Annotated in this window: 20 protein-coding genes; 6 read left to right on the top strand and 14 right to left on the bottom strand. The window is 62.8% G+C overall.

Translation table 11 applies throughout. The features are described 5' to 3' along the window. Window positions 1–558: 558 nt before the first annotated feature. From ABEH28_RS00630 to ABEH28_RS00615, 4 genes are all read left to right on the top strand, one after another. A complete protein-coding gene (locus tag ABEH28_RS00630; protein WP_346628772.1) occupies window positions 559–2,190 on the top strand; it encodes a methyl-accepting chemotaxis protein in 1,632 nt (543 codons plus the stop codon). Window positions 2,191–2,602: 412 nt separating this feature from the next. Continuing rightward, on the top strand, window positions 2,603–3,484 hold the full coding sequence (locus ABEH28_RS00625) for an urea transporter (protein WP_346628771.1): 882 nt from the start codon (window positions 2,603–2,605) through the stop codon (window positions 3,482–3,484). 45 nt (window positions 3,485–3,529) lie between these two features. Further along, complete coding sequence (locus tag ABEH28_RS00620; RefSeq protein WP_346628770.1) at window positions 3,530–4,396, top strand: ion transporter; 867 nt, start codon at window positions 3,530–3,532, stop codon at window positions 4,394–4,396. Window positions 4,397–4,530: 134 nt separating this feature from the next. Next, entirely contained in the window at window positions 4,531–5,532 is a 1,002-nt protein-coding gene (locus ABEH28_RS00615; RefSeq protein ID WP_346628769.1) for a sulfate ABC transporter substrate-binding protein, read from the top strand. A gap of 906 nt (window positions 5,533–6,438) precedes the next feature. Here ABEH28_RS00615 and ABEH28_RS00610 read toward each other — a convergent pair. From ABEH28_RS00610 to ccmA, 10 genes are all read right to left on the bottom strand, one after another. Continuing rightward, entirely contained in the window at window positions 6,439–6,855 is a 417-nt protein-coding gene (locus tag ABEH28_RS00610) for a hypothetical protein (protein ID WP_282372845.1), read from the bottom strand. A 30-nt stretch (window positions 6,856–6,885) separates the two neighbouring features. Further along, window positions 6,886–8,091 carry a c-type cytochrome biogenesis protein CcmI gene (gene ccmI / locus ABEH28_RS00605; RefSeq protein WP_346628768.1) on the bottom strand — a complete coding sequence of 402 codons (1,206 nt, stop codon included), beginning with the start codon at window positions 8,089–8,091 and terminating at the stop codon, window positions 6,886–6,888. Further along, a complete protein-coding gene (locus tag ABEH28_RS00600) occupies window positions 8,088–8,558 on the bottom strand; it encodes a cytochrome c-type biogenesis protein (protein WP_346629175.1) in 471 nt (156 codons plus the stop codon). Before ABEH28_RS00600 ends, ccmI begins: the two co-directional genes overlap by 4 nt. A gap of 173 nt (window positions 8,559–8,731) precedes the next feature. Beyond that, window positions 8,732–9,268 (bottom strand): DsbE family thiol:disulfide interchange protein, encoded by a 537-nt coding sequence (locus ABEH28_RS00595; protein WP_346628767.1) that lies wholly within the window; start codon window positions 9,266–9,268, stop codon window positions 8,732–8,734. Beyond that, a complete protein-coding gene (locus tag ABEH28_RS00590) occupies window positions 9,265–11,238 on the bottom strand; it encodes a heme lyase CcmF/NrfE family subunit (protein ID WP_346628766.1) in 1,974 nt (657 codons plus the stop codon). Before ABEH28_RS00590 ends, ABEH28_RS00595 begins: the two co-directional genes overlap by 4 nt. A 3-nt stretch (window positions 11,239–11,241) precedes the next feature. Then, on the bottom strand, window positions 11,242–11,715 hold the full coding sequence (gene ccmE / locus ABEH28_RS00585; RefSeq protein ID WP_192174169.1) for a cytochrome c maturation protein CcmE: 474 nt from the start codon (window positions 11,713–11,715) through the stop codon (window positions 11,242–11,244). After that, the gene (ccmD, locus tag ABEH28_RS00580) at window positions 11,712–11,888 is read right to left on the bottom strand and encodes a heme exporter protein CcmD (protein ID WP_122536811.1); all 177 of its coding nucleotides are present in this window, start codon (window positions 11,886–11,888) and stop codon (window positions 11,712–11,714) included. The genes ccmE and ccmD overlap by 4 nt, the downstream gene beginning before the upstream one ends. Next, entirely contained in the window at window positions 11,885–12,664 is a 780-nt protein-coding gene (locus ABEH28_RS00575) for a heme ABC transporter permease (protein WP_346629174.1), read from the bottom strand. The genes ccmD and ABEH28_RS00575 overlap by 4 nt, the downstream gene beginning before the upstream one ends. A gap of 180 nt (window positions 12,665–12,844) precedes the next feature. Then, complete coding sequence (ccmB, locus tag ABEH28_RS00570) at window positions 12,845–13,516, bottom strand: heme exporter protein CcmB (protein ID WP_205482733.1); 672 nt, start codon at window positions 13,514–13,516, stop codon at window positions 12,845–12,847. Further along, entirely contained in the window at window positions 13,513–14,148 is a 636-nt protein-coding gene (gene ccmA / locus ABEH28_RS00565; protein WP_346628765.1) for a cytochrome c biogenesis heme-transporting ATPase CcmA, read from the bottom strand. The genes ccmB and ccmA overlap by 4 nt, the downstream gene beginning before the upstream one ends. Window positions 14,149–14,309: 161 nt before the next feature. Here ccmA and ABEH28_RS00560 point away from each other — a divergent pair, with 161 nt between their 5' ends. Together ABEH28_RS00560 and ABEH28_RS00555 are read left to right on the top strand one after the other, a co-directional pair. After that, window positions 14,310–15,941: a flagellar hook-length control protein FliK gene (locus tag ABEH28_RS00560; RefSeq protein ID WP_346628764.1), complete on the top strand. Its 1,632-nt coding sequence runs from the start codon at window positions 14,310–14,312 to the stop codon at window positions 15,939–15,941. Then, window positions 15,941–16,261, top strand: coding sequence for an EscU/YscU/HrcU family type III secretion system export apparatus switch protein (locus ABEH28_RS00555; RefSeq protein ID WP_282372855.1), 321 nt, complete (start codon window positions 15,941–15,943; stop codon window positions 16,259–16,261). The genes ABEH28_RS00560 and ABEH28_RS00555 overlap by 1 nt, the downstream gene beginning before the upstream one ends. Before the next feature lie 1,221 nt (window positions 16,262–17,482). On the opposite strand, the gene ABEH28_RS00550 is transcribed toward ABEH28_RS00555, so the two are convergent. The 4 genes from ABEH28_RS00550 to ABEH28_RS00535 all read right to left on the bottom strand — a co-directional run bounded on the left by ABEH28_RS00550 (window position 17,483) and on the right by ABEH28_RS00535 (window position 20,291). After that, complete coding sequence (locus ABEH28_RS00550) at window positions 17,483–17,881, bottom strand: DUF2802 domain-containing protein (RefSeq protein ID WP_192174163.1); 399 nt, start codon at window positions 17,879–17,881, stop codon at window positions 17,483–17,485. Then, window positions 17,882–18,361 carry a chemotaxis protein CheW gene (locus ABEH28_RS00545; RefSeq protein WP_065987319.1) on the bottom strand — a complete coding sequence of 160 codons (480 nt, stop codon included), beginning with the start codon at window positions 18,359–18,361 and terminating at the stop codon, window positions 17,882–17,884. A gap of 72 nt (window positions 18,362–18,433) precedes the next feature. Then, window positions 18,434–19,390, bottom strand: coding sequence for a chemotaxis protein CheW (locus ABEH28_RS00540; protein WP_346628763.1), 957 nt, complete (start codon window positions 19,388–19,390; stop codon window positions 18,434–18,436). A gap of 112 nt (window positions 19,391–19,502) precedes the next feature. Next, window positions 19,503–20,291 (bottom strand): ParA family protein, encoded by a 789-nt coding sequence (locus ABEH28_RS00535; RefSeq protein ID WP_192174161.1) that lies wholly within the window; start codon window positions 20,289–20,291, stop codon window positions 19,503–19,505. Between the last annotated feature and the right edge of the window lie 29 nt (window positions 20,292–20,320).

Here is a 20,320-nt window from a genome sequence, read left to right as displayed (position 1 = left end):
GTACGTCTGCTGCCATTTGCGCCACATCCACAATAATTATTTCCCATGCCTGCCCGGCCGGCCCTGTCCTGGACTCGGGTGTAGTCCGTACTGTGAGCGGCGCGAGCGCCGGAAATTCCATTGGGAAGCAACATTTGGTCGAAACGATGTGCAGATTCTGGAAATGAAACCGTACAAACGGGACTTTACGGAATCGCAGGCAATAAAAAACCCGCCGAAGCGGGTTTGTGCAACACCGTCCAACTTCCTGTTGGCCGCCAATGCCTGGCAACGGTCGATCGTCCTTGATCCTGCAGCGGTCCGTTGCTGCAGTTGATGGATCCAATGTACCGCGAGGATGTGTTTCAACCTAGAGCCAAGTTCCTCAGGTTGTGTAAGCCTTTGGCTATACCTGTGTCGGTTACGTGCGCCCACACTCAGGTTTATACAGGTGAGGCCGAGATGCTTAATGACACCATGGCTTCCCTCCGCTGAGGGATGCGGGTCAATGGGCTGTCGTGCAAGCGGTTATAGAGCGGCCTGGCCGAACAAGAAGAATAAAGAAGCGGAGTGACGATCATGAATATGCGCAATCTTTCGATCAGCCGGCGCTTGTGGCTGATTCTCATCGTCGCCGTGGTGATGCTGTTCACGCTGGCGGCGGCGATGCTCAAACAGATCCACGACGATCTGTACGAAGCCAAAACCGTCAAGACCATGCACGTGGTGCAGACCGCCAGCGGCCTGCTCGATTACTACCATGGCCTCGAAACCGCCGGTACCCTGCCCCGCGAGCAGGCCCAACAGCAGGCGATGGATGCCATTCGCGGGCTGCGCTACAACCAGACCGACTATTTCTGGATCAACGACCTGCGCCCGGTGATGATCATGCACCCGGCCAATCCCAAGCTGGTAGGCCAGGACCTGTCCGGCATCAAAGACCCGGACGGCTTTCAGGTCTTCAACGAGATGGTCACCCTGGCCAAGGCCAAAGGCGGAGGCATGGTCAACTACCGCTGGCCAAAGCCCGGCGCCACTGATGCGGTCGGCAAGACCTCGTACATCTCGCTGTTCGCGCCGTGGGGCTGGATCATCGGCTCGGGCGTTTACATCGATGACGTGCAGGCCGAGTTCTACAAGCAGGTGGTCAAGGCGCTGTCGATCAGTGCCGGCATCATTCTGGTCATGGCGCTGCTGTTGATTCTGATCGCACGCAGCATCGCCGGCCCGCTCAAGGCCACCGTCGAGGCGATGGCCAATATCGCCAGCGGCGAAAGCGACCTGACCCGCACCCTGGAAACCCAGGGCAACGACGAAGTCACGCAACTGGCCCGGCACTTCAATGCGTTCACCGCCAAGCTGCGGCGGGTGGTCAGTGAGCTGCAGTCGTCTGCGGTCGGCCTGGGTCAGGCGTCGAGTGAGCTGGGCAGCAACGCCATTCAGGCCCAGGAACGCAGCCAGCAGCAGTCGCTGCAGATGGAGCAGGTGGCCACGGCGGTCAATGAGGTCACTTATGGCGTGCAGGACGTGGCGAAGAACGCCGAGCACGCCGCCAGCGAGATGCGCAACGCCGAATCCCAGGCGCAGCAGGGTCAGGCCAACATCGACAGCAGCCTGAAGCAGATCGGGCACCTGTCCGGCACCATCGATCAGGCCGTGGAAGTGATTCGCACGCTGGCCAGCGAAAGCACGCAGATCGGCGGTGTGCTGGAGGTGATCAGTTCGATCGCCGAGCAGACCAATCTGCTGGCGCTCAACGCCGCCATCGAAGCCGCCCGCGCGGGTGATCAGGGCCGTGGCTTCGCCGTCGTCGCAGACGAGGTCCGCCTGCTGGCCCAGCGCACGCAGAAATCCACGGCGGAAATCCAGGCGATGATCGAGCGCCTGCAGGCGCATTCGGATGCCGCAGTAAAAGTGATCGCCGACAGCAGTCGTTCTTCGCAGCTGACTATCGAGCAGGCCAACCTGGCCGGCCAGAGCCTGACGTCGATCAGCCAGGCGCTGCGCAACCTCAACGGCCTCAACGCCTCCATCGCCAGTGCGACCCTTGAGCAATCCCACGTGGTGGAAGACATCAACCAGAACGTCACCCAGGCGGCGCAGTTGTCCCAGAGCACGGCGGTGGCGGCCGAACAGTCCAGCGCGGCGAGCAATCAGCTCAAGGGGTTGAGTGAACAGCTGAATGGGTTGTTGCGGCAGTTTCGGGTGTGAAAACCCGATTTCGCTCCATAAAATTTTCGGTGTGGCGCCTGACGCTTTCCCGGCTAAAGCCGGTCCCGCAGGGGTACGCGGTGTTTCCGTAGGACTGGCTTTAGCCGGGAAGGGGCCGGCCTGGGCACCCTCAATTTTGCGCTGTGACGCCTGGCGCTTTCCCGGCTAAAGCCGGTCCCACAGGGGTACGCGGTGTTTCCGTAGGACTGGCTTTAGCCGGGAAGGGGCCGGCCTGGGCACCCTCAATTTTGCGGTGTGACGCCTGAGGCTTTCCCGGCTGAAGCCGGTCCTACAGAAATACACGGTGTGTCAGCTGGAGTGGCGATGAGAGAATGTAGCTCGCTTACAGCCTTGCTGAACTACGTACCTCAAGCCATTATGTATACAATAAATACAATTATTGAATACAGACATGCCGACCCTCCTCGCCCCACCTCCCCACCATTGCCCCGACTGGGCCGAAGCCCTGCTCAACGGTTTCAGTCAGGTGCTCCTGCAACGCAGCCCCCTCTGCGGGGTTTTCTGTCTGGTGGCGATTCTGATCAGCGCGCCCTCCTCCCTGGGCGACGCGCTGCTGGGTGCCGTCGACGGTTTGCTCACGGCGCAACGGCGCGGGTACCCGAAAGTCAGGCGCCAGGCTGGGCTCTATAGCTACAACGGGGTTTTGCTGGGCCTGCTGATCGGCTACCGATTCGAATGGTCGCCACTGGTGCCGCTGCTCACCATTGCCTGCGGCGGACTCAGCGCAATGCTCATGCACGCCTGGCTGGAACGCACGCCGCGCGCTACGTGCCTCAACGTCTACACCGCGCCCTTCGTGCTGTTTGGCTGGTTGTTATTGATGTTTGTCGGGCCGACTTCAGTCGCTGTCGCAGACGTGAGTCCGATCCACGCGCTGCCGCTGGGTTTTGGTCAGGTCTTTCTGCTCGATCATCCGCTGGCCGGGGTGATGATCGGTGTCGGGCTGCTGATCGCCAATCGGCGCGCCGCGCTCTGGGCCTTTGTCGGTTGCCTCAGCGGCGTCACCTTCGTGCTGTGGCAGTCGCAGCCTGACTTGCCACTGCCCACTCTGTGCGGCTACAACCCGGCGCTGGCCGGGCTGGCCTTCAGTCAGGCGCGGCACAAACCCTGGTTACCGGCGAGCGCCATTGCGCTGTCGATTCTGTTGCAGCCGGGGTTTGCAGCCATGGGGCTGGCGACGCTCACCGCCCCGTTCATTCTGGCCTGCTGGCTGGTGCAGGCCAGCGCCCGGCTGCTGCGTCAGGCTATCGGTGATGACAGGTTGCGCTCCTGAGCGCTTTGTCCCACGCTCTGCCGACCTTGCACGCGGAACGACCCCATGGACAGCAACATCAGCTGGCGCGAACAGCTACGCATCATCATTTTTCAAAGTGACACCAAACCCGGCCGACGCTTCGACAAGATCCTGCTGGTGCTCATTCTCTGCAGCCTGCTCGTGGCGATCATCGACAGCATCGAGGCCGTTCACCGCAACTACGCTGCGCCCCTGGCCTGGATCGAGTGGACCTTCACCTTCATCTTCGCGGTCGAGTACCTGCTGCGCCTGTACTGCTCGCCCAAACCCCTCAAGTACGCCTTCAGCTTCTACGGCCTGATCGATTTGCTGGCGATCGTGCCGGGCATCCTGGCGATCTATTACAGCGACGCGCAATACCTGCTGATCGTGCGCGTGGTGCGCATGCTGCGGATCTTCCGCGTGCTCAAGCTCAGCCCTTATCTGAAACAGGCCAACTACCTGCTCGCCGCCCTGCGTGGCAGCAAGCAGAAGATCATCGTGTTTCTCGCCACCGTGTCGACGCTGGTGACGGTGTTCGGCACGCTGATGTACGTCGTCGAAGGGCCGGAGCACGGCTTCACCAGCATTCCCAAGGGCATCTATTGGGCGATCGTCACCCTGACCACGGTGGGCTTTGGCGACATCGTGCCGAAGACGCCGATCGGGCAAATCCTGTCGTCGCTGGTGATGATCACCGGTTACTCGATCATCGCCGTGCCCACCGGGATTTTCACCGCCGAACTGGCCAACGCCATGCGCGGGGATCAGCTGCAGCACGACTGCCCGGTGTGCGCCAAGAACGCCCATGAACCCAACGCGGCGTTCTGTTCGCGCTGCGGCAATGCGCTGTTTCCCAAGCTCGGCGCGATGGCCACACCGGCGGACGCGCAACGGGACATAAGCACATGAGTTTTTGATCTATTGAGCCGCTGGGGACTTTGGTTATAGTCGCCAGCCATTGGCCATCTTGCCTGGTTATAACAACGGCTCTTCCAAGAGCGAATCACTAAACGCCCCCTGCTCAACGCCACAAGGAATCCACAGTGAAAAAGATCTTCGCCGCTTCCCTGCTCGCCGCAGGACTGGCTCTGGGCAGCGCTGCACAGGCCGCCGCGCCGTCGCTGCTGAACGTGTCGTATGACGTGATGCGCGACTTCTACAAGGACTACAACGCTGCGTTCCAGAAGCACTGGGAAGCTGAGCACAAAGAAAACGCGACGATTCAGATGTCCTTCGGCGGGTCGAGCAAGCAGGCGCGGTCGGTGATCGATGGCTTGCCTGCCGATGTCATCACCATGAACATGGCCACTGACATCAATGCGCTGGCCGACAACGGCGAGCTGGTGACGAAGGACTGGGTCACCCGCCTGCCGAACAACAGCGCGCCGTTCACCTCGGCCACGGTGTTCATCGTGCGCAAGGGCAACCCGAAGGCGCTGAAGGACTGGCCGGACCTGGTCAAGGATGGCGTTGAAGTCGTGGTGCCGAACCCGAAAACCTCGGGCAACGGCCGCTACACCTACCTCTCGGCCTGGGGCTACACGCTGAAAAACGGCGGCGATGAAGCAGCGGCGAAGAAATTCGTCGGCGAGCTGTTCAGCCACGTACCCGTGCTCGACACCGGCGGCCGTGGCGCGACCACCACGTTCATGACCAACCACATCGGCGACGTGCTAGTGACTTTCGAAAACGAGGCGGAAATGATCGCCCGCGAGTTTGGTCGTGATCAGTTCGAAGTGGTCTACCCGAGCGTCTCCGCCGAAGCCGAACCGCCGGTGAGCGTCGTGGACAAAGTGGTCGACAAGAAAGGCACCCGCGCCGTGGCCGAGGAATACCTGAAGTACCTGTGGTCGCCAGAAGGCCAGGAAATCGCGGCCGCCAACTACCTGCGTCCGCGGGACCCCGCAGTGCTGGCCAAATACACCGACCGCTTCCCGAAAGTGGACTTCCTGTCAGTGGAAAAAACCTTCGGCGACTGGCGCACCGTGCAAAAGACCCACTTCAATGACGGTGGGGTGTTTGATCAGATCTATCCGGCCAAATAAAACGCGGTTTTAGACCTACGGCGTGGCTTAGAAAGATCAAGGGCGTCGGCCTAACGGCCTCGGGTTTCGCCTTCGGCGAGTTACTTGGAAAAGTCGAAAGTCGCACCATCCCCAGGTAACCAAGGGTGCCTGCTCTCGGTTGGGCCCTTCCTTCGTCAGGGTTCCTTCACTCCGGTCTTGCTCCGTGGGCCCGCGCCGAACGGACATCCATGTCCTGACGGCGCTCTCGCCGAACGGACATCCATGTCCTGACGGCGCTCTCGCCGCATCCATGCGGCTCGGCCCACTGCGCAAAACCTGCGTTCAGCCTGCACCCAAGTCGCGATGGGTGTCGTCTGGGCGTTATGTGTTTGAAGATCAAGATCAACAGCTTCCCGGCTGAAGCCGGTCCTACAAGTGTGCGCGGTCACTACGACTGTTGATCGTTCCCCCGCTCCGCGTGGGAATGCATCCCGTGACGCTCCGCGTCACTCCCCCGGACTCAAGGCGCATCGTCTGCGGGACGCAGAGCATCCGAGGCGGCGTTACCACGCGGAGCGTGGGAACAATCAGAAAAAGTGGCGGCGACCGCGACTGTAGGACCGGCTTCAGCCGGGAAGCCTTTGATCTGCTTTTGATCTTCATACGCAAAAAGCCCAAACACCACAAATCGCGACTTGGGTGCAGGCTGAACGGAGGTCTCGCGGAGTGGGCCGAGCCGCATGGATGCGGCGAGAGCGCCGTCAGGGCATGGATGCCCGTTCGGCGCGGGCCCACGCAGCGGGAACGGAGTGAAGGAACCCTGAGGAACGAAGGGCCCAACCAGGAGCAGGCACCCTTGGTTACTTGGGGTGCTTTTCCAAGTAACTCGCCGAAGGCGAAATGTCTGCCGTTAGGCAGACGCCCTTGATCTTGATCTTGACGGACTCAATTCCCGAACTGCTTGCTCAACCCCGGCGGCACGCCACTGGCATCGGTCTCCTGCCAAGGCCCGCTTGGCGAAGTCGACCACGTCCAGCCATTGTTCCAGCGGTAATACGTACGCTGGCGATAAAACGTATTCGGCACGTTATCCAGCACATGCACACCCAGGCGCGCATCCCAGTGGCTGTTGCCACCCGGCGGCGGGGCGAAGTGCGAAGAGGTTTTCGGGCCCGGCGCCGGGATCGGCGTGGACGGCGGCGTCTCTGGCGCAGTCCGCGGGGTGCCGGGCTGCGGCGTCGGCGACGGGCCGGGGATGGTCGGGATCGGCTCGGAGCTCTGTGGCCCCGGATGCTGCACCGCACAGGCTGCGGTCAATCCCACCACCAGACTCAACAAGGCAAAACGGGCGACGCGATACATAAGGGCTCTCTACTCGCTGCGTTAACGGGATTACTGATCGGGGCTGTCGATGGTCAGGGCCTGCGGCGCCGTCACGTTGCTCGGCAACGGCTGGCTGCGACCGATCCATTCCCCCGCCGTGGGCTGACCGGCGCGGGACACCCGGGCCACCAGTTGGACTTCGGCGAAGTTCGACAGTTTCAGCTGCGGCATCATCGCGTCGGCGTCGGTCAGCTCGACCTCCACCGGCAAGTCGGCCACGGTCACGCGCTTGACCGCCAGCGGCGCCGGCGGGCCTGACACCGCGCGGGCAAACACAAACACCGTGTCGCCCGGCTGAACCTTGGCTTTCAACGCTTCCGACAGCGTGACGCGCACCTTCAGACGTGCGCCCTGAACCGCCACCGGCTGGGTGTTTTCCAGCGTGCCCCCGCTTTGCACGACCTTGTCGCTGGCCCGTTTGATCCCGCCTTCCAGCGCCCCACGGGACGGATCGTCCGGCGGCAAAACCGCCAGCAAGCGCGTCCAGTAACTCACCGCCTGATCGAACTGCTGGCTCTCGAAGGCGTTGATGCCCATCAGGCCCAGGCTGGTGACTTCCCTGGGGTCGAGCTTCAACGCTTCTTCGGCGATCCCTTGAATCTGCGGCGTCCAGGTTTTGTTGCCAGCGAAATACAGCGCCTGGGCCCACTGACCCAGCAGCTGCGGCTGACGCCCCGCCAGCTTGGCCGCGCGCTCGAACATCCGGGCGGCATCGGCCGGGCGATCCTGGGCCATGTAGGTGCGCGCCAGAAAGTACGCGCTCTCGGCGGAATCCGGTTGTGCCTTGACCGCACGCTCCAGACGCTCGGTCATCTGCGCCAGCGAACCCGGTGGCTGTGAGAACTCCCGGGTCAGCTCGACCTTGTCCGACGCGCCGAAATGCAGATACAGCCCCAACGCCAAGACCGGGACCAGAATCGCCGCCAGCAACGGCAGCGGCTTGCCCAGCCGCGACACGCGTTCAGCACCCACGCCTTCGGTGTCAGCGAGCAATTCACGCGCCGCCTCGGCACGGCCGCCGTCCATCTGCGCGGCCGAAAGCACGCCCTCCTCCTGCTGCGCTTGCAGCTCGGCGATGCGCTCCTGATACAGGGCGACGTTGAGGGCGGTGCGATCTTCCTCAGTCTGTGCGCGACGGCCGCGCACCACGGGGATCAGCAGGAAACTCAAGGCCACCAGCAACAACAGGCCGGCGGCCATCCAGAAATCGATCATTCGCGGTTCTTATCCAGCAAGTGGGCGAGGCGCTGACGCTCCTCCTCGGAAAGCACGTCGGCGTCTTCGCGGCCTGAGCGGCGCCGGCGCACGACAATCACACCAATCAACACCGCGCCGCCCAACAGCAGCCCGGCCGGACCGAACCAGAGCAGCCAGGTGTGGGCATTGAGCTCGGGTTTGTAGCGCACGAACTCGCCGTAACGATCGACCATGAAATCGATGATCTGCTGATTGCTCTGGCCTTCGCCGAGCATGCGGTAGATCTCTTTGCGCAGGTCGGCGGCGATGGGCGCGTTGGAATCAGCGATGTCCTGATTCTGGCATTTCGGGCAGCGCAGCTCGCGAGTCAGTTCGGAATAGCGCGCACGCTCGGCGTCGTCCTTGAAGGTGTAGGCATCAATCGCTGCCTGGGCCACACCTGCAAAGCCCAATGCCAATACCGCAGCAGCCGCCAGCCGCCGCACTCCCTTCAGCAGCAAGCCAGCAGACACACCCCCAATCCCCTGTGGGAGCGAGCTTGCTCGCGAAGAGGTCCTAACATTCGACACATCTCCATGGGCTGAACTTAAGCCTTCGCGAGCAAGCTCGACTCCCACGGAAGCTCCATCACCATCAGCCGCCACATCATGCCGGGGGATCATTGCTTGCCCTCATCCACCAGCGCCTGATACTGGCCCGCCAGCTTCTCGCGCCACACGGTCTCGTCAATCACGCCCACATGCTTGTAGCGAATGACGCCCTTGGCATCGATCAAAAAAGTCTCCGGCGCGCCATACACACCCAGGTTCAAACCCAGGCTGCCCGCCTCATCATTGATGTTCAGCTGATACGGATCGTGAAACGCCTTGAGCCACTTCTGCGCATCGGCATTCACATCCTTGTAATTGACCCCATAAATCACCACGCCCTGCTGCGCGAGTTTTGTCAGCACCGGATGCTCGTCGCGGCAAGCCACGCACCAGGTGCCCCAGACATTGACCAGCGCCGGTTTGCCCAGCAGGTCGGCGCGGGTCAGCGGCTTGCCATCCTGCACCGCAGGCAAGCTGAATTCTGGGAATGGCTTGCCGATCAGCGCCGACGGCAATTCCGACGGATCCAGGTACAAGCCTCGGTACAGCAACCCCGCCATGCCGAGAAACAGCACCAGCGGGATCAGCAACATCCAGCGCTTCATACCGCCGCTCCCGTCATGCCCAGCGCGTCACGCACTTTCGCGCGGACTTTGACGCGATAACGTTTGTCCAGCGCCGCCAGCAGGCCGCCCAGTGCGGTGATCAGTCCACCAAACCAGATCCAGCGCACGAACGGCTTGACGTGCACGCGCACCGCCCACGCGCCGTTTTCCAGCGGTTCGCCCAGCGCCACGTACAGATCGCGGGTGAAACCGGCGTCGATACCGGCCTCGGTCATCATCGAACGCTGCACGGTGTACAAGCGTTTTTCCGGGTGCAGCACGGTAATTTCCTGACCGTCTTCCAGCACGCGAAGGGTGCCGCGATCAGAGGTGAAGTTCGGGCCCTGATAATGCTGAGCGCCCTCGAACACGAACATATAGCCGCCCAACTCCACCGATTCTCCGGGTGCCATGCGCAGGTCACGTTCGGCGCTGTTCTGGCTGGACAGCACAACGCCCAGCGCCAGCACCGCGATGCCGAGGTGCGCCACTTGCATGCCCCAGTAACTGCGGGTCAGCGAGCGCATCCCTTTGAGCAGGCCTTTGTGCCGCGTCTTGTCGAACAGGTCGCGCACCCCGGCCAGCAACACCCAGGCCGCGAGCAGGCAGGTGGCAAGCACCGCCCAGTGGAAGTCGGCCATGGCAAAACCGGCGATCACTGCCAGCACCGCGCTGCCGACCAATACCGGCGCGAGCATGCTCAACAGCCACTTGACCGGCGTGTCCTTCCAGCGCACCAGCACGCCCACGGCCATGACTGCCATGAGCAAGCCCATCAGCGGCACGAACAACGCATTGAAATACGGAGGGCCGACGGACATCTTCGCCCCGCTCAGGGCATCCAGCACCAGCGGGTACAGCGTGCCGAGCAGAATCATCGACGCCGCCACCACCAGCACCAGGTTATTGCCCAGCAGCAAGGTTTCCCGCGACCACAGGCCGAAGCCGACATGGCTTTTCACCACCGGCGCGCGGATGGCGAACAGGGTCAGTGAGCCACCGACCACCATCAACAGGAAGATCAGGATGAACACGCCACGGGCCGGATCGGAGGCAAAAGCGTGCACGGACGTCAGCACGCCCGAGCGCACGAGGAAGGTGCCGAGCAGGCTCAGTGAAAACGCCGCGATGGCCAGCAGCACGGTCCAGCTCTTGAACACGCCGCGCTTTTCGGTGACCGCCAGCGAGTGAATCAGCGCCGTGCCCACCAGCCACGGCATGAACGAGGCGTTTTCCACCGGGTCCCAGAACCACCAGCCGCCCCAGCCGAGCTCGTAATAGGCCCACCACGAACCGAGGGTGATGCCGATGCCGAGGAAGGCCCAGGCGACGATGGTCCAGGGCCGCGACCAGCGCGCCCACGCCGCATCAAGACGACCGCCGAGCAAGGCGGCGATGGCAAAGGCGAATGCCACGGAAAAACCGACGTAACCCATGTACAGCATCGGCGGATGGACGATCAGGCCGATGTCTTGCAGCAGCGGGTTGAGGTCGCGCCCGTCCTGAGGAATCTGCGGCAGGATGCGGCTGAACGGGTTGGAGGTGAGGATCAGAAACAACAGAAAGCCGACGCTGATCATCCCCATCACCGCCAACACGCGGGCGAGCATGACCTGGGGCAACTGTCGGGAAAAGATCGACACGGCGAAGGTCCAGCCGCCGAGGATCAGCGCCCAGAGCAGCAACGACCCTTCGTGTGCGCCCCACACGGCGCTGAATTTGTAGTACCAGGGCAGCGCGCTGTTGGAGTTTTCGGCGACGTAGGCCACGGAAAAGTCGTCGACCATGAACGAATGGGTCAGGCAGCCGAAGGCAAACACCAGAAACGCAAACTGCCCCCAGGCGGCGGGCTGGGCGAGGCTCATCCACAGACGGTCGCCGCGCCAGGCGCCCAGCAGCGGCACGATGGCCTGCACAAGGGCGAAGCACAGGGCCAAAATCATGGCCAGATGGCCGAGTTCGGGAATCATCGTTTACCCCTGTTTGTCCGGGAGAGCGGCGGGCGTGGCGGCGGGCGCGGGCTGGCCGCTGTCTTTCAGCGCTTTCGCGACTTCCGGCGGCATGTATTTTTCGTCGTGTTTGGCCAGCACTTCATCGGCAACGACCACACCGTCAGCATTGAGTTTGCCGAGGGCGACGATGCCCTGCCCTTCACGGAACAGGTCCGGCAGGATGCCGCGATAGGTGATGGGCACCGACTTGTTGAAATCGGTGACGGCAAAGGTGACATCCAGCGAATCCGACGAGCGCTGCAACGAGCCCTGAACCACCATGCCACCGGCGCGAATCCGCGTGTCACGGGGCGCTTCGCCGTCGGCGATCTGGGTCGGGGTGTAGAACAGGTTGATGTTTTCCTTCAGCGCGCTGAGTGCAAGGCTGACCGCGATGCCGACCCCGGCGAGGATCGCCACGATGATCAACAGGCGCTTTTTTCGCAGCGGATTCACGTAATGCTCTCCCGACGCAGACGGCGCGCCTCTTGTTGCAGGTAACGCCGACGCGCGACAACCGGTGCCAGGACGTTGATCGCCAGCACGGTGAAACAGATGCCATAGGCCGACCAGACATACAGCCCGTGCTTGCCCATGGCGAGAAAATCGCTGAAAGACTCGAAGCTCATCGTTCGGCTCCGTTGCTCGGAGGCGCTGGGTGGCCAAGGTGCTTCATCAATACCTCCTTGACCCAACCGGCCCGGGCCTCGCGCTTGAGCACTTCCAGGCGCATACGCATCAGCAGCACCGCGCCGAAAAAGCAGTAAAACCCGAGCACGGTGAACAGCAGCGGCAGCCACATTTCAGCGGGCATGGCGGGCTTTTCCGTCAGGCTGAAGGTCGCGCCCTGGTGCAGGGTGCTCCACCATTCCACCGAATACTTGATGATCGGGATGTTGATCACGCCGACGATGGCCAGCACGGCGCAGGCCCTGGCGGCGCTGTCGCGGTTGGTGATGGCGTTGCCCAGCGCGATCAGGCCGAAATACAGAAACAGCAAAATAAGCATCGACGTCAGCCGCGCATCCCAGACCCACCACGAACCCCACGTCGGCTTGCCCCAGATCGCGCCGGTGACCAGCGCCAGGGCGGTCATCCACGCACCGATGGGCGCTGCGCATTGCAGGGCGACATCGGCCATCTTCATCTTCCAGACCAGCCCGACCACGCCGCACACGGCCATCATCACGTAGCAGGACTGGGCCAGCATCGCCGCCGGCACGTGGATATAAATGATGCGAAAGCTGTTGCCTTGCTGGTAGTCGGGCGGCGCGAACGCCAGGCCCCAGACCACGCCGATGCCGATCAACAGGGCCGCAGCGATGCTCAGCCACGGCAGCAGACGGCCGCTGATGCCGTAAAACCACTTGGGCGAACCGAGTTTGTGGAACCAGGCCCATCTCATGCCGCCTTTAGCCTTGGCGCTTGTGTTCATCTCGCTGCCTTTTCATCACGGTGCTTTTCATCACGGTGCTTGTCATCACAGTGCGTCTCAGCCAGAGGCGCTGTCAGGGCAAGGCGCTTCTTATGGCTGAAGCGTCCGGGACCTGCCGACGGAAAAACTGTCCGCTCGGTCAGGGTGCGATTATTCGCCAACGCTGATCTTCAAACCAGCGGCAATTGCAAAGGGCGTCAGGGTTACCGCCAGTGCGGTCAGGCTGCCAAGCCAAAGCAGATAACCGGTCGCGGGCATGCCCTCAAGTGCAGCCTGCAACGCGCCGCTGCCGAGAATCAGCACCGGTATGTACAGCGGCAGAATCAACAACGCCAGCAGCAAACCGCCGCGCTTGAGCCCCACGGTCAAGGCCGCGCCCACCGCGCCGAGCAGGCTCAACACCGGCGTGCCCAGCAGCAGCGACAGCAGCAGCACCGGCAAACACGCAGTGGGCAGGCCCAGCATCAGCGCCAGCAGCGGAGACAGCAACACCAGCGCCAGCCCGGAAAACGCCCAGTGCGCCAGCACTTTGGCCAGCACCAGCAGCGCCAGCGGCTGCGACGACAGCACCCACTGTTCGAGGGAGCCGTCTTCGAAATCGCTGCGGAACAGGCCGTCCAGCGACAGCAGCACGGACAACAGCGCGGCCACCCACACCAACCCTGGCGACAGGCGCTGCAGCAGTTGCGTGTCAGGGCCGACGGCCAGGGGAAACAGCGCGATGACGATGGCGAAGAACACCAGCGGGTTAAGCAGTTCGGCCGGGCGCCGAAACAGCAGGCGCGCTTCCCGGGCGATCAGCAGGGTAAACACCTGACTCATGCCGCCCACTGCCCCAGGTCCAGATCGCGATAACCCGCGGGTGTGCGGCTCAGCGTGTGGTGGGTGGTCAGCACCACGACGCCGCCTTTTTCACAGTGAGCCGCCAGGTGCGCTTCGAGTTGCGCGACGCCCTGTTTGTCCAGTGCGGTGAATGGCTCGTCGAGCATCCACAGCCCGGGGCCGGGCAGGTACAGACGGGCCAGCGCGACGCGGCGACGCTGGCCCGCCGACAAGGTGTGGCACGGCACGTCTTCAAAGCCGCGCAGGCCGACCGCTTCGAGGGCGCGCCAGATCTCGGCGGAGTCTACGGGTGTGTGCAGCGCGCAGAGCCAGGCGAGGTTTTCCAGGGGGGTGAGCAAGTCTTTGATGCCGGCGGCGTGGCCGATCCACAGCAGATGGCGCGTCAATTCACTGCGCTGGCTGGCGAGGGGTTTGCCGTCCAGCAGCACGCTGCCGGCGGTGGGCTGCATCAGCCCGCACAACAGGCGCAGCAGGCTGGTCTTGCCGCTGCCGTTGGGGCCGCTGATCTGCACCATATCACCCGCGCTCAACCGCAATTCGAGGTTCTCGAACAGCAGGCGCCAGTCACGCTCGCAAGTCAGCGCCACGGCTTCAAGAACGGGGATCGGCATGGGGACCTTCTTTTCGGTGGCAGCGGCACGGCGGTTCAAGTCGGGATCATGACGGCCGTTATACTGATGCAGCTTAACGGTGGACCGCCGACGCAGTCGGTGCCGGATTATACATACCCGGCCCCGCCACTCAGAGCGCAAATTTACCGAGTCGGGATCTGATGACAGGCGATATACCCAATCTTTCTCCAGTAGCAGCGGCCACGGCCTTGCTGCGCGCAGGCGTACCGGCGGGCGAAGTGCTCAAGCTGATGGAGCCGCGCGAAGGGCTGTTGACCTCGGGTCAGGTGGCCAGCGCTGAAGTGGTGAGCCTCAAGCAACTGGGGCAGGACTTTCAGCTGTTGCTCAAACTGACCATGGACAACGGCCGGCAAACCACCCTCCCCGTCAGCAGTTCGCTGCCGCTGACGCCCGGCACCAGCGTCAACGTCGCCCAAGGATCTGCCGACACCCTGACCATCAGCGTGCTGGACCTGCAGAAAGCCGTCACCAACAGCCTGACCAGCATCGACACGCGGCAACTGCCCGCTGGCACGCTGCTGCAAGGCAAAGTGCTGACCACGCAAGTCGCGGCGCAGAATGTCGTGCAGTTGGCGGGGCAATCCCTCGGGCAATCCTCAGCCAGCGCGCAGCCAGCCAATTACCGTTCCATCGTCATCCTGCTCAACACGGCCCTGGCCGGCACCAGCCTGACCGTCGACAGCCCGCAGCCGTTGCGGGTCGGCAGTCTGCTCAGCGCCCAGGTGCAGAACAGTCAGGCGCTGAATTTCGTTGCCCTGCCCAATCGTCTGGACGAACTGGCCCTGGCGCAGCAGCTGTCGACCCAGCAAAGCCGTCAGGGCTCGCTGCAGGGCCTGATCACGGCGCTGCAAAACATGCCGCCGCCGGCCGCCGATGGCGACGATCTTTCGCCATCGCTGCGGGCCAGCATCGAGCAACTACTCGCCGATCTGCCGGATATTCCGCAGATGACCACAGCCAAGGGCGTCGCCCAGGCGCTGAATGCCAGCGGGCTGTTCATGGAGTCACGCTTGCTCGCCGGGCAGAACCCGACGCTGGTGCCGGACATGAAAGCCAATCTGCTGCGGCTGGTCACACAACTCCTGCCGGGGCTGCCGGGCAACGTCAGTTATGACGCCGCTGCCGCCGGCAACACCTTGGCGCGGGCCATGCCTAGCGTGTTGCGCAGCGCTTTCGGCACCCTGGGGCTGGTGGCGCCGCCGAGCGATACGATCAACTTCCCATTACCACCGCGCACCCTCGGCCATCCGGACAGCAAGGACGATCTGGAGATGCTGTTGAAGCTGGCGGCAGGGGCGATTTCGCGCCTGCAGAGCCATCAACTGGGCGGCCTGGAGCAGACCCGCACCAATGCCGACGGCACCCAGGTGACCACGTGGCAGCTGGAGATTCCGATGCGCAACGCCCACGACATCGTGCCGTTGCAAGTCAAGGTTCAGCGCGAGGAAACGCCTGAGCGCGACGAGCATTCCGACACGCCAGTGCAGGAAGCCAAGGAGCGAGAAAAGCTGTGGCGGGTGGAGCTGGCGTTTGATCTGGAGCCCCTCGGCCCGTTGCAGGTGCAGGCGCAACTGATTGCCGGCAGCATCGCCAGCCAGTTATGGGCCGAACGCGAAGGCAGCGCCGAGTTGATTTCCAGCGAGCTGGATAATCTGCGTGCGCGGTTGGTGGCGTGCGGTCTGAACGTCAAGGAACTGGAGTGCAACCGTGGCGTGCCGCCCCAAGGGCCACGGACCGTGCTCGAACAACGCTGGATCGACGAGAACGCCTGATGAGCAAACCCGAGCAGACACCGCGTCAGGCCATTGCCCTGAGTTACGACGGCCACCAGGCCCCGACGCTGACGGCCAAGGGCGATGACAGCCTGGCGGAAGCCATTCTGGCGATCGCCCGGGAGTACAAGGTGCCGATCTACGAAAACGCCGAACTGGTGAAAATGCTCGCCCGCCTGGAACTGGGCGACAGCATCCCCCAGGAGCTGTACCTGACCATCGCCGAAATCATCGCGTTTGCCTGGCACCTGAAAGGCAAGTTTCCGGTGGGCTTCGACCCGAATGCCGGGCCGGTGGAGCGGGATATCACGCCGCGTTGAGTGGAGGCCCGCCCGCGGCTGACGCCACGCGGTCGCTCGGCCAACACTGCCCCTGTGGGAGTGAGCTTGCTCACGAAGAGGCCGGTACATCCGCTAAAAACGCAGCGGTTGAAAAGTCCAATTCGCGAGCAAGCTCGCTCCCACATGACGGTGGGCTGACTCAAAATCGCCGGTTGTTGCAGGACCTGTGGGAGTGAGCTTGCTCACGAAGAGGCCGGTACATTCAGCCACTTTCTCTGGGGCTGAAAGTAAGTCTTCGCGAGCAAGCTCGACTCCCACGGGAGGGTGATTCGGCTCGGGATTCCCGGTTGGCGCAAGACCTGTGGAAGTGAGCTTGCTCACGAAGAGGCCGGTACATCCAGCCACTTTCTCGGGGACTGAAAGTAAGCCTTCGCGAGCAAGCTCGACTCCCACGGGAGGGTGATTCAGCTCGGGATTTCCGGTTGTTGCAGGACCTGTGGGAGTGAGCTTGCTCACGAAGAGGCCGGGGCATTCAGCCACTTTCGCTGCGGCTGGAAGTAAGTCTTCGCGAGCAAGCTCGCTCCCACATGACGGTGGGCTGACTCAAAATCGCCGGTTGTTGCAAAACCTGTGGGAGTGAGCTTGCTAACGAAGAGGCCGGTACATTCAGCCACTTTCGCTGGGGCTGAAAGTAAGTCTTCGCGAGCAAGCTCGACTCCCACGGGAGGGTGATTCGGCTCGGGATTTCCGGTTGTTGCAGGACCTGTGGGAGTGACCGGGGTGGCGCTCCACCTTGCTCACGAAGAGGCCGGGGCATTCAGCCACTTTCTCTGGCGCTGAAAGTAAGTCTTCGCGAGCAAGCTGGACCCCCACGGGAGGGTGATTCGGCTCGGGATTCCCGGTTGGCGCAAGACCTGTGGGAGTGACCGGGGTGGCGCTCCACCTTGCTCACGAAGAGGCCGGGACATTCAGCCACTTTCTCTGGGGCTAAAAGCAAGTCTTCGCGAGCAAGCTCGCTCCCACATGACGGTGGGCTGACTCAAAATCGCCGGTTGTTGCAGGACCTGTGGGAGTGACCGGGGTGGCGCTCCACCTTGCTCACGAAGAGGCCGGTACATCCGCTAAAAATGCAGCGGTTGAAAGACCCTGTTCGCGAGCAAGCTCACTCCTACCGTTCATGTATCGGCAGATAATTCCGCGGTGTCGTCATGGTGGGTGAGACTGAGCGTGCACGCGAAGCAGCGACGACAGCCCCCTCACCTACCGATTATGACCATGCACCTTGGTCATCAACTGCGCTTCGGCCTGGGTCAGGCCGCAGGACTGGGTGAGTTCGTCGATGCTGGCGCCCATGCCGACCAGGCGGGCGGCCTGGGCGAAGGACAGGGTCGAGGGATCGCGCTGCTCGAGAGCAGTGATCTTGTCCGGCAACAGCGCGATGATGGAACGCAACTCGTGCAGTTCCTCGCCCATTCTCACCGTTCCGCTCTGGTAATTTTCCAGGCGCCGGGCCAGCTCGCGGATGCGCTGGTCACGCAGCGAATCCGCCTCCAGCTGCTGCGTGGCCAGGGTGCGCAGGCGCTTGGTGTGGGCCATGAACATCACGACGCTCACGACCCACAACACCGCCAGAAAAATAACCGCCACATCGAGAATCAATCAGATGTTCTCCAGCTCGGACCACTCTTCCTCGGACATCATTTTGTCCAGTTCCACAAGGATCAGCAGTTCGCCGTTCTTGTTGCAGACGCCCTGGATGAACTTGGCGGATTCGTCGTTGCCCACGTTCGGCGCGGTTTCGACTTCCGACTGACGCAGGTAAACCACTTCAGCCACGCTATCAACCAGGATCCCGACCACTTGCTTGTCGGCCTCGATGATCACGATACGCGTGTTGTCGCTGACTTCAACCGGCGGCAGACCAAAGCGCTGACGGGTGTCGATGACAGTGACGACGTTACCGCGCAGGTTGATGATCCCCAGCACGTAGCTTGGCGCGCCCGGGACCGGAGCGATCTCGGTGTAGCGCAGCACTTCCTGAACCTGCATCACGTTGATGCCATACGACTCGTTGTCCAGGCGGAAGGTGACCCATTGCAGAATCGGATCTTCGGAACCCTGTGCTGACGACTTCTTCATACCCCTAACCCCTTGCGTGTTGTGCCGTGCGGTCGACGTTTCGTACGCCGGCCTGTGTTGATCTGATGATGTTTATTGATGCGTCTTCATCTGCTTGACCGCGCCACTGGCAATCAGCTCGGCCAGCTCGGAAACGTCCAGCAGCGCACACATGTGCTCGATCACCGTCCCGGCAAGCCAGGGTCGCTGACCACGATGGGTGCGCCATTTGATTTCATTGGGGTCCAGGCGCAACGAGCGGCTGACCTGATGCACCGCCAGCCCCCATTCATAGCCCTGAACCGAAATAACGTATTGCAGGCCCTGACGGAAATCGTCGCGGTACCGGTCCGGCATGATCCAGCGCGCCGTGTCGAGCACCTTCAGGTTGCCCGCCTGGCTCGGCAGGATCCCGAGGAACCAGTCCGGCTGGCCGAACAGCGGCGTCAAGTCATGGCCGGCCAACGGGTAAATCGAACCCAGGCACACCAGTGGCACCGCGAGGGTCAGACCGGCGACGTCGAACAACAGGCATTCGAACGGCTCGGCCGCCCAGGCCGGGCGTTCATCGCCAGTGGGCGGAGGCGTCGGTGTGCGCTGGGCCGACAGATGCACGTCGACCACCGGCTCGATCAGCGCCGCTGGCGGTTCTTCCACCACCAGAGCCTCAACCACAGGCGCTTCAACGACCGGCTCGATCACCGGCACGATGGCGGGCGGCAGAATCACCGGTGGCATAACGACCGGACGTTCCATCACCCGGGCAACGGCCGGTTCAGGCTGAGCCGTATAGGCGAGCGAGACCGGCGCAGGCCGGCTCACGGGAGCAGGCTGCGACGCCGGCAACGCAGGGGGCAGCGCAGCAGCCACCGCTGCCGCGACGGCAGAACGCATGCGTGCGTCATGGGCCTGCTCTTCGAGCACGGCCGCTTGAAATTCATCGACGGACTCGACGACCTCCAGCTCCTCGGTCGCGTCATACAGCAACGCGTCCAGGTAGTTCTGCAGCGCCAGTTGTGGTCGTGAAGCGATGTCCAGGGGGCGGTTCATACGGGAGCCCGAAAAGTAGTGATGCGATTGCCGCCTGATACAGCTATCGGCTGCATAGCCGATGGACTTGAGCGTGCAGGCGCGCCGCTCGGCAAATAATGATCAGCGGACACTAGGCGACCTGCCCGACAAGCTGTTCGGTGAGCATGTGCTTGAGCAACGCGCGGTAAGCCAGCACGCCACGGCTCTTGTTGTCGAACTGCGAGGGGGTCACACCGGCGCGGCTGGCGTCCCGCAACCGGGTGTCCACCGGAATGAACGCATTCCAGACGTGCTCCGGGTAACTGTCGCGCAGCAGCTTGAGGGTGCTCATCGACGCCTGGGTGCGACGGTCGAACAGCGTCGGCACGATGGTGTACGGCAGCGGCACCTTGCGCGAGCGGTTGATCATCGCCAGCGTGTTGACCATGCGCTCCAGGCCCTTCACCGCGAGGAATTCGGTCTGCACCGGGATCGCCAGTTGCTGGCTGGCCGCCAGCGCGTTGACCATCAACACGCCGAGCAACGGCGGGCTGTCGATGATCGCGTAATCAAAGTCCTGCCACAGCTGCGCCAGACTTCTGGCAATCACCAGGCCCAGCCCGCTCTGCCCCGGCGACTGGCGCTCAAGGGTGGCCAGCGCGGTGCTCGACGGCAGCAGGGAAATGCGTTTATCACTGGTGGGCAGCAGCAGTTGGCCAGGCAAACCGTCCGGCACCACACCCTTGTTGAGGAACAGGTCGAAGCTGCTGTGCTCCAGCGTATCGGGATCTTGCCCGAAGTAGCTGGTCATCGAGCCATGGGGATCGAGGTCCACAACGACCACGCGCTTGCCCGCCTCTGCCAGCAAGCCGGCTAAAGCGATGGAGGTGGTGGTCTTGCCGACCCCGCCTTTCTGATTGGCTACTGCCCAGACTCTCATGTACTCGTTTTCCCCCCGACCAAAGCGAC

Origin of the sequence: Pseudomonas sp. Ps21-P2 (assembly GCF_039672565.1) — a bacterium.
Lineage (GTDB): Bacteria > Pseudomonadota > Gammaproteobacteria > Pseudomonadales > Pseudomonadaceae > Aquipseudomonas.
The sequence above is the reverse complement of the archived record's forward strand: the minus strand, read 5'-3'. Positions and strand labels throughout refer to the sequence as shown.

Coding starts and splice junctions, on each gene's coding strand:
- ABEH28_RS00630 (WP_346628772.1), top strand. CDS start 559: ATGAATATGCGCAATCTTTCGATCAGCCGGCGCTTGTGGCTGATTCTC.
- ABEH28_RS00625 (WP_346628771.1), top strand. CDS start 2,603: ATGCCGACCCTCCTCGCCCCACCTCCCCACCATTGCCCCGACTGGGCC.
- ABEH28_RS00620 (WP_346628770.1), top strand. CDS start 3,530: ATGGACAGCAACATCAGCTGGCGCGAACAGCTACGCATCATCATTTTT.
- ABEH28_RS00610 (WP_282372845.1), bottom strand. CDS start 6,855: ATGTATCGCGTCGCCCGTTTTGCCTTGTTGAGTCTGGTGGTGGGATTG.
- ccmI (WP_346628768.1), bottom strand. CDS start 8,091: ATGATCGATTTCTGGATGGCCGCCGGCCTGTTGTTGCTGGTGGCCTTG.
- ABEH28_RS00595 (WP_346628767.1), bottom strand. CDS start 9,268: ATGAAGCGCTGGATGTTGCTGATCCCGCTGGTGCTGTTTCTCGGCATG.
- ABEH28_RS00590 (WP_346628766.1), bottom strand. CDS start 11,238: ATGATTCCCGAACTCGGCCATCTGGCCATGATTTTGGCCCTGTGCTTC.
- ccmD (WP_122536811.1), bottom strand. CDS start 11,888: ATGAGCTTCGAGTCTTTCAGCGATTTTCTCGCCATGGGCAAGCACGGG.
- ABEH28_RS00575 (WP_346629174.1), bottom strand. CDS start 12,664: ATGAGATGGGCCTGGTTCCACAAACTCGGTTCGCCCAAGTGGTTTTAC.
- ccmB (WP_205482733.1), bottom strand. CDS start 13,516: ATGAGTCAGGTGTTTACCCTGCTGATCGCCCGGGAAGCGCGCCTGCTG.
- ccmA (WP_346628765.1), bottom strand. CDS start 14,148: ATGCCGATCCCCGTTCTTGAAGCCGTGGCGCTGACTTGCGAGCGTGAC.
- ABEH28_RS00560 (WP_346628764.1), top strand. CDS start 14,310: ATGACAGGCGATATACCCAATCTTTCTCCAGTAGCAGCGGCCACGGCC.
- ABEH28_RS00555 (WP_282372855.1), top strand. CDS start 15,941: ATGAGCAAACCCGAGCAGACACCGCGTCAGGCCATTGCCCTGAGTTAC.
- ABEH28_RS00545 (WP_065987319.1), bottom strand. CDS start 18,361: ATGAAGAAGTCGTCAGCACAGGGTTCCGAAGATCCGATTCTGCAATGG.
- ABEH28_RS00540 (WP_346628763.1), bottom strand. CDS start 19,390: ATGAACCGCCCCCTGGACATCGCTTCACGACCACAACTGGCGCTGCAG.
- ABEH28_RS00535 (WP_192174161.1), bottom strand. CDS start 20,291: ATGAGAGTCTGGGCAGTAGCCAATCAGAAAGGCGGGGTCGGCAAGACC.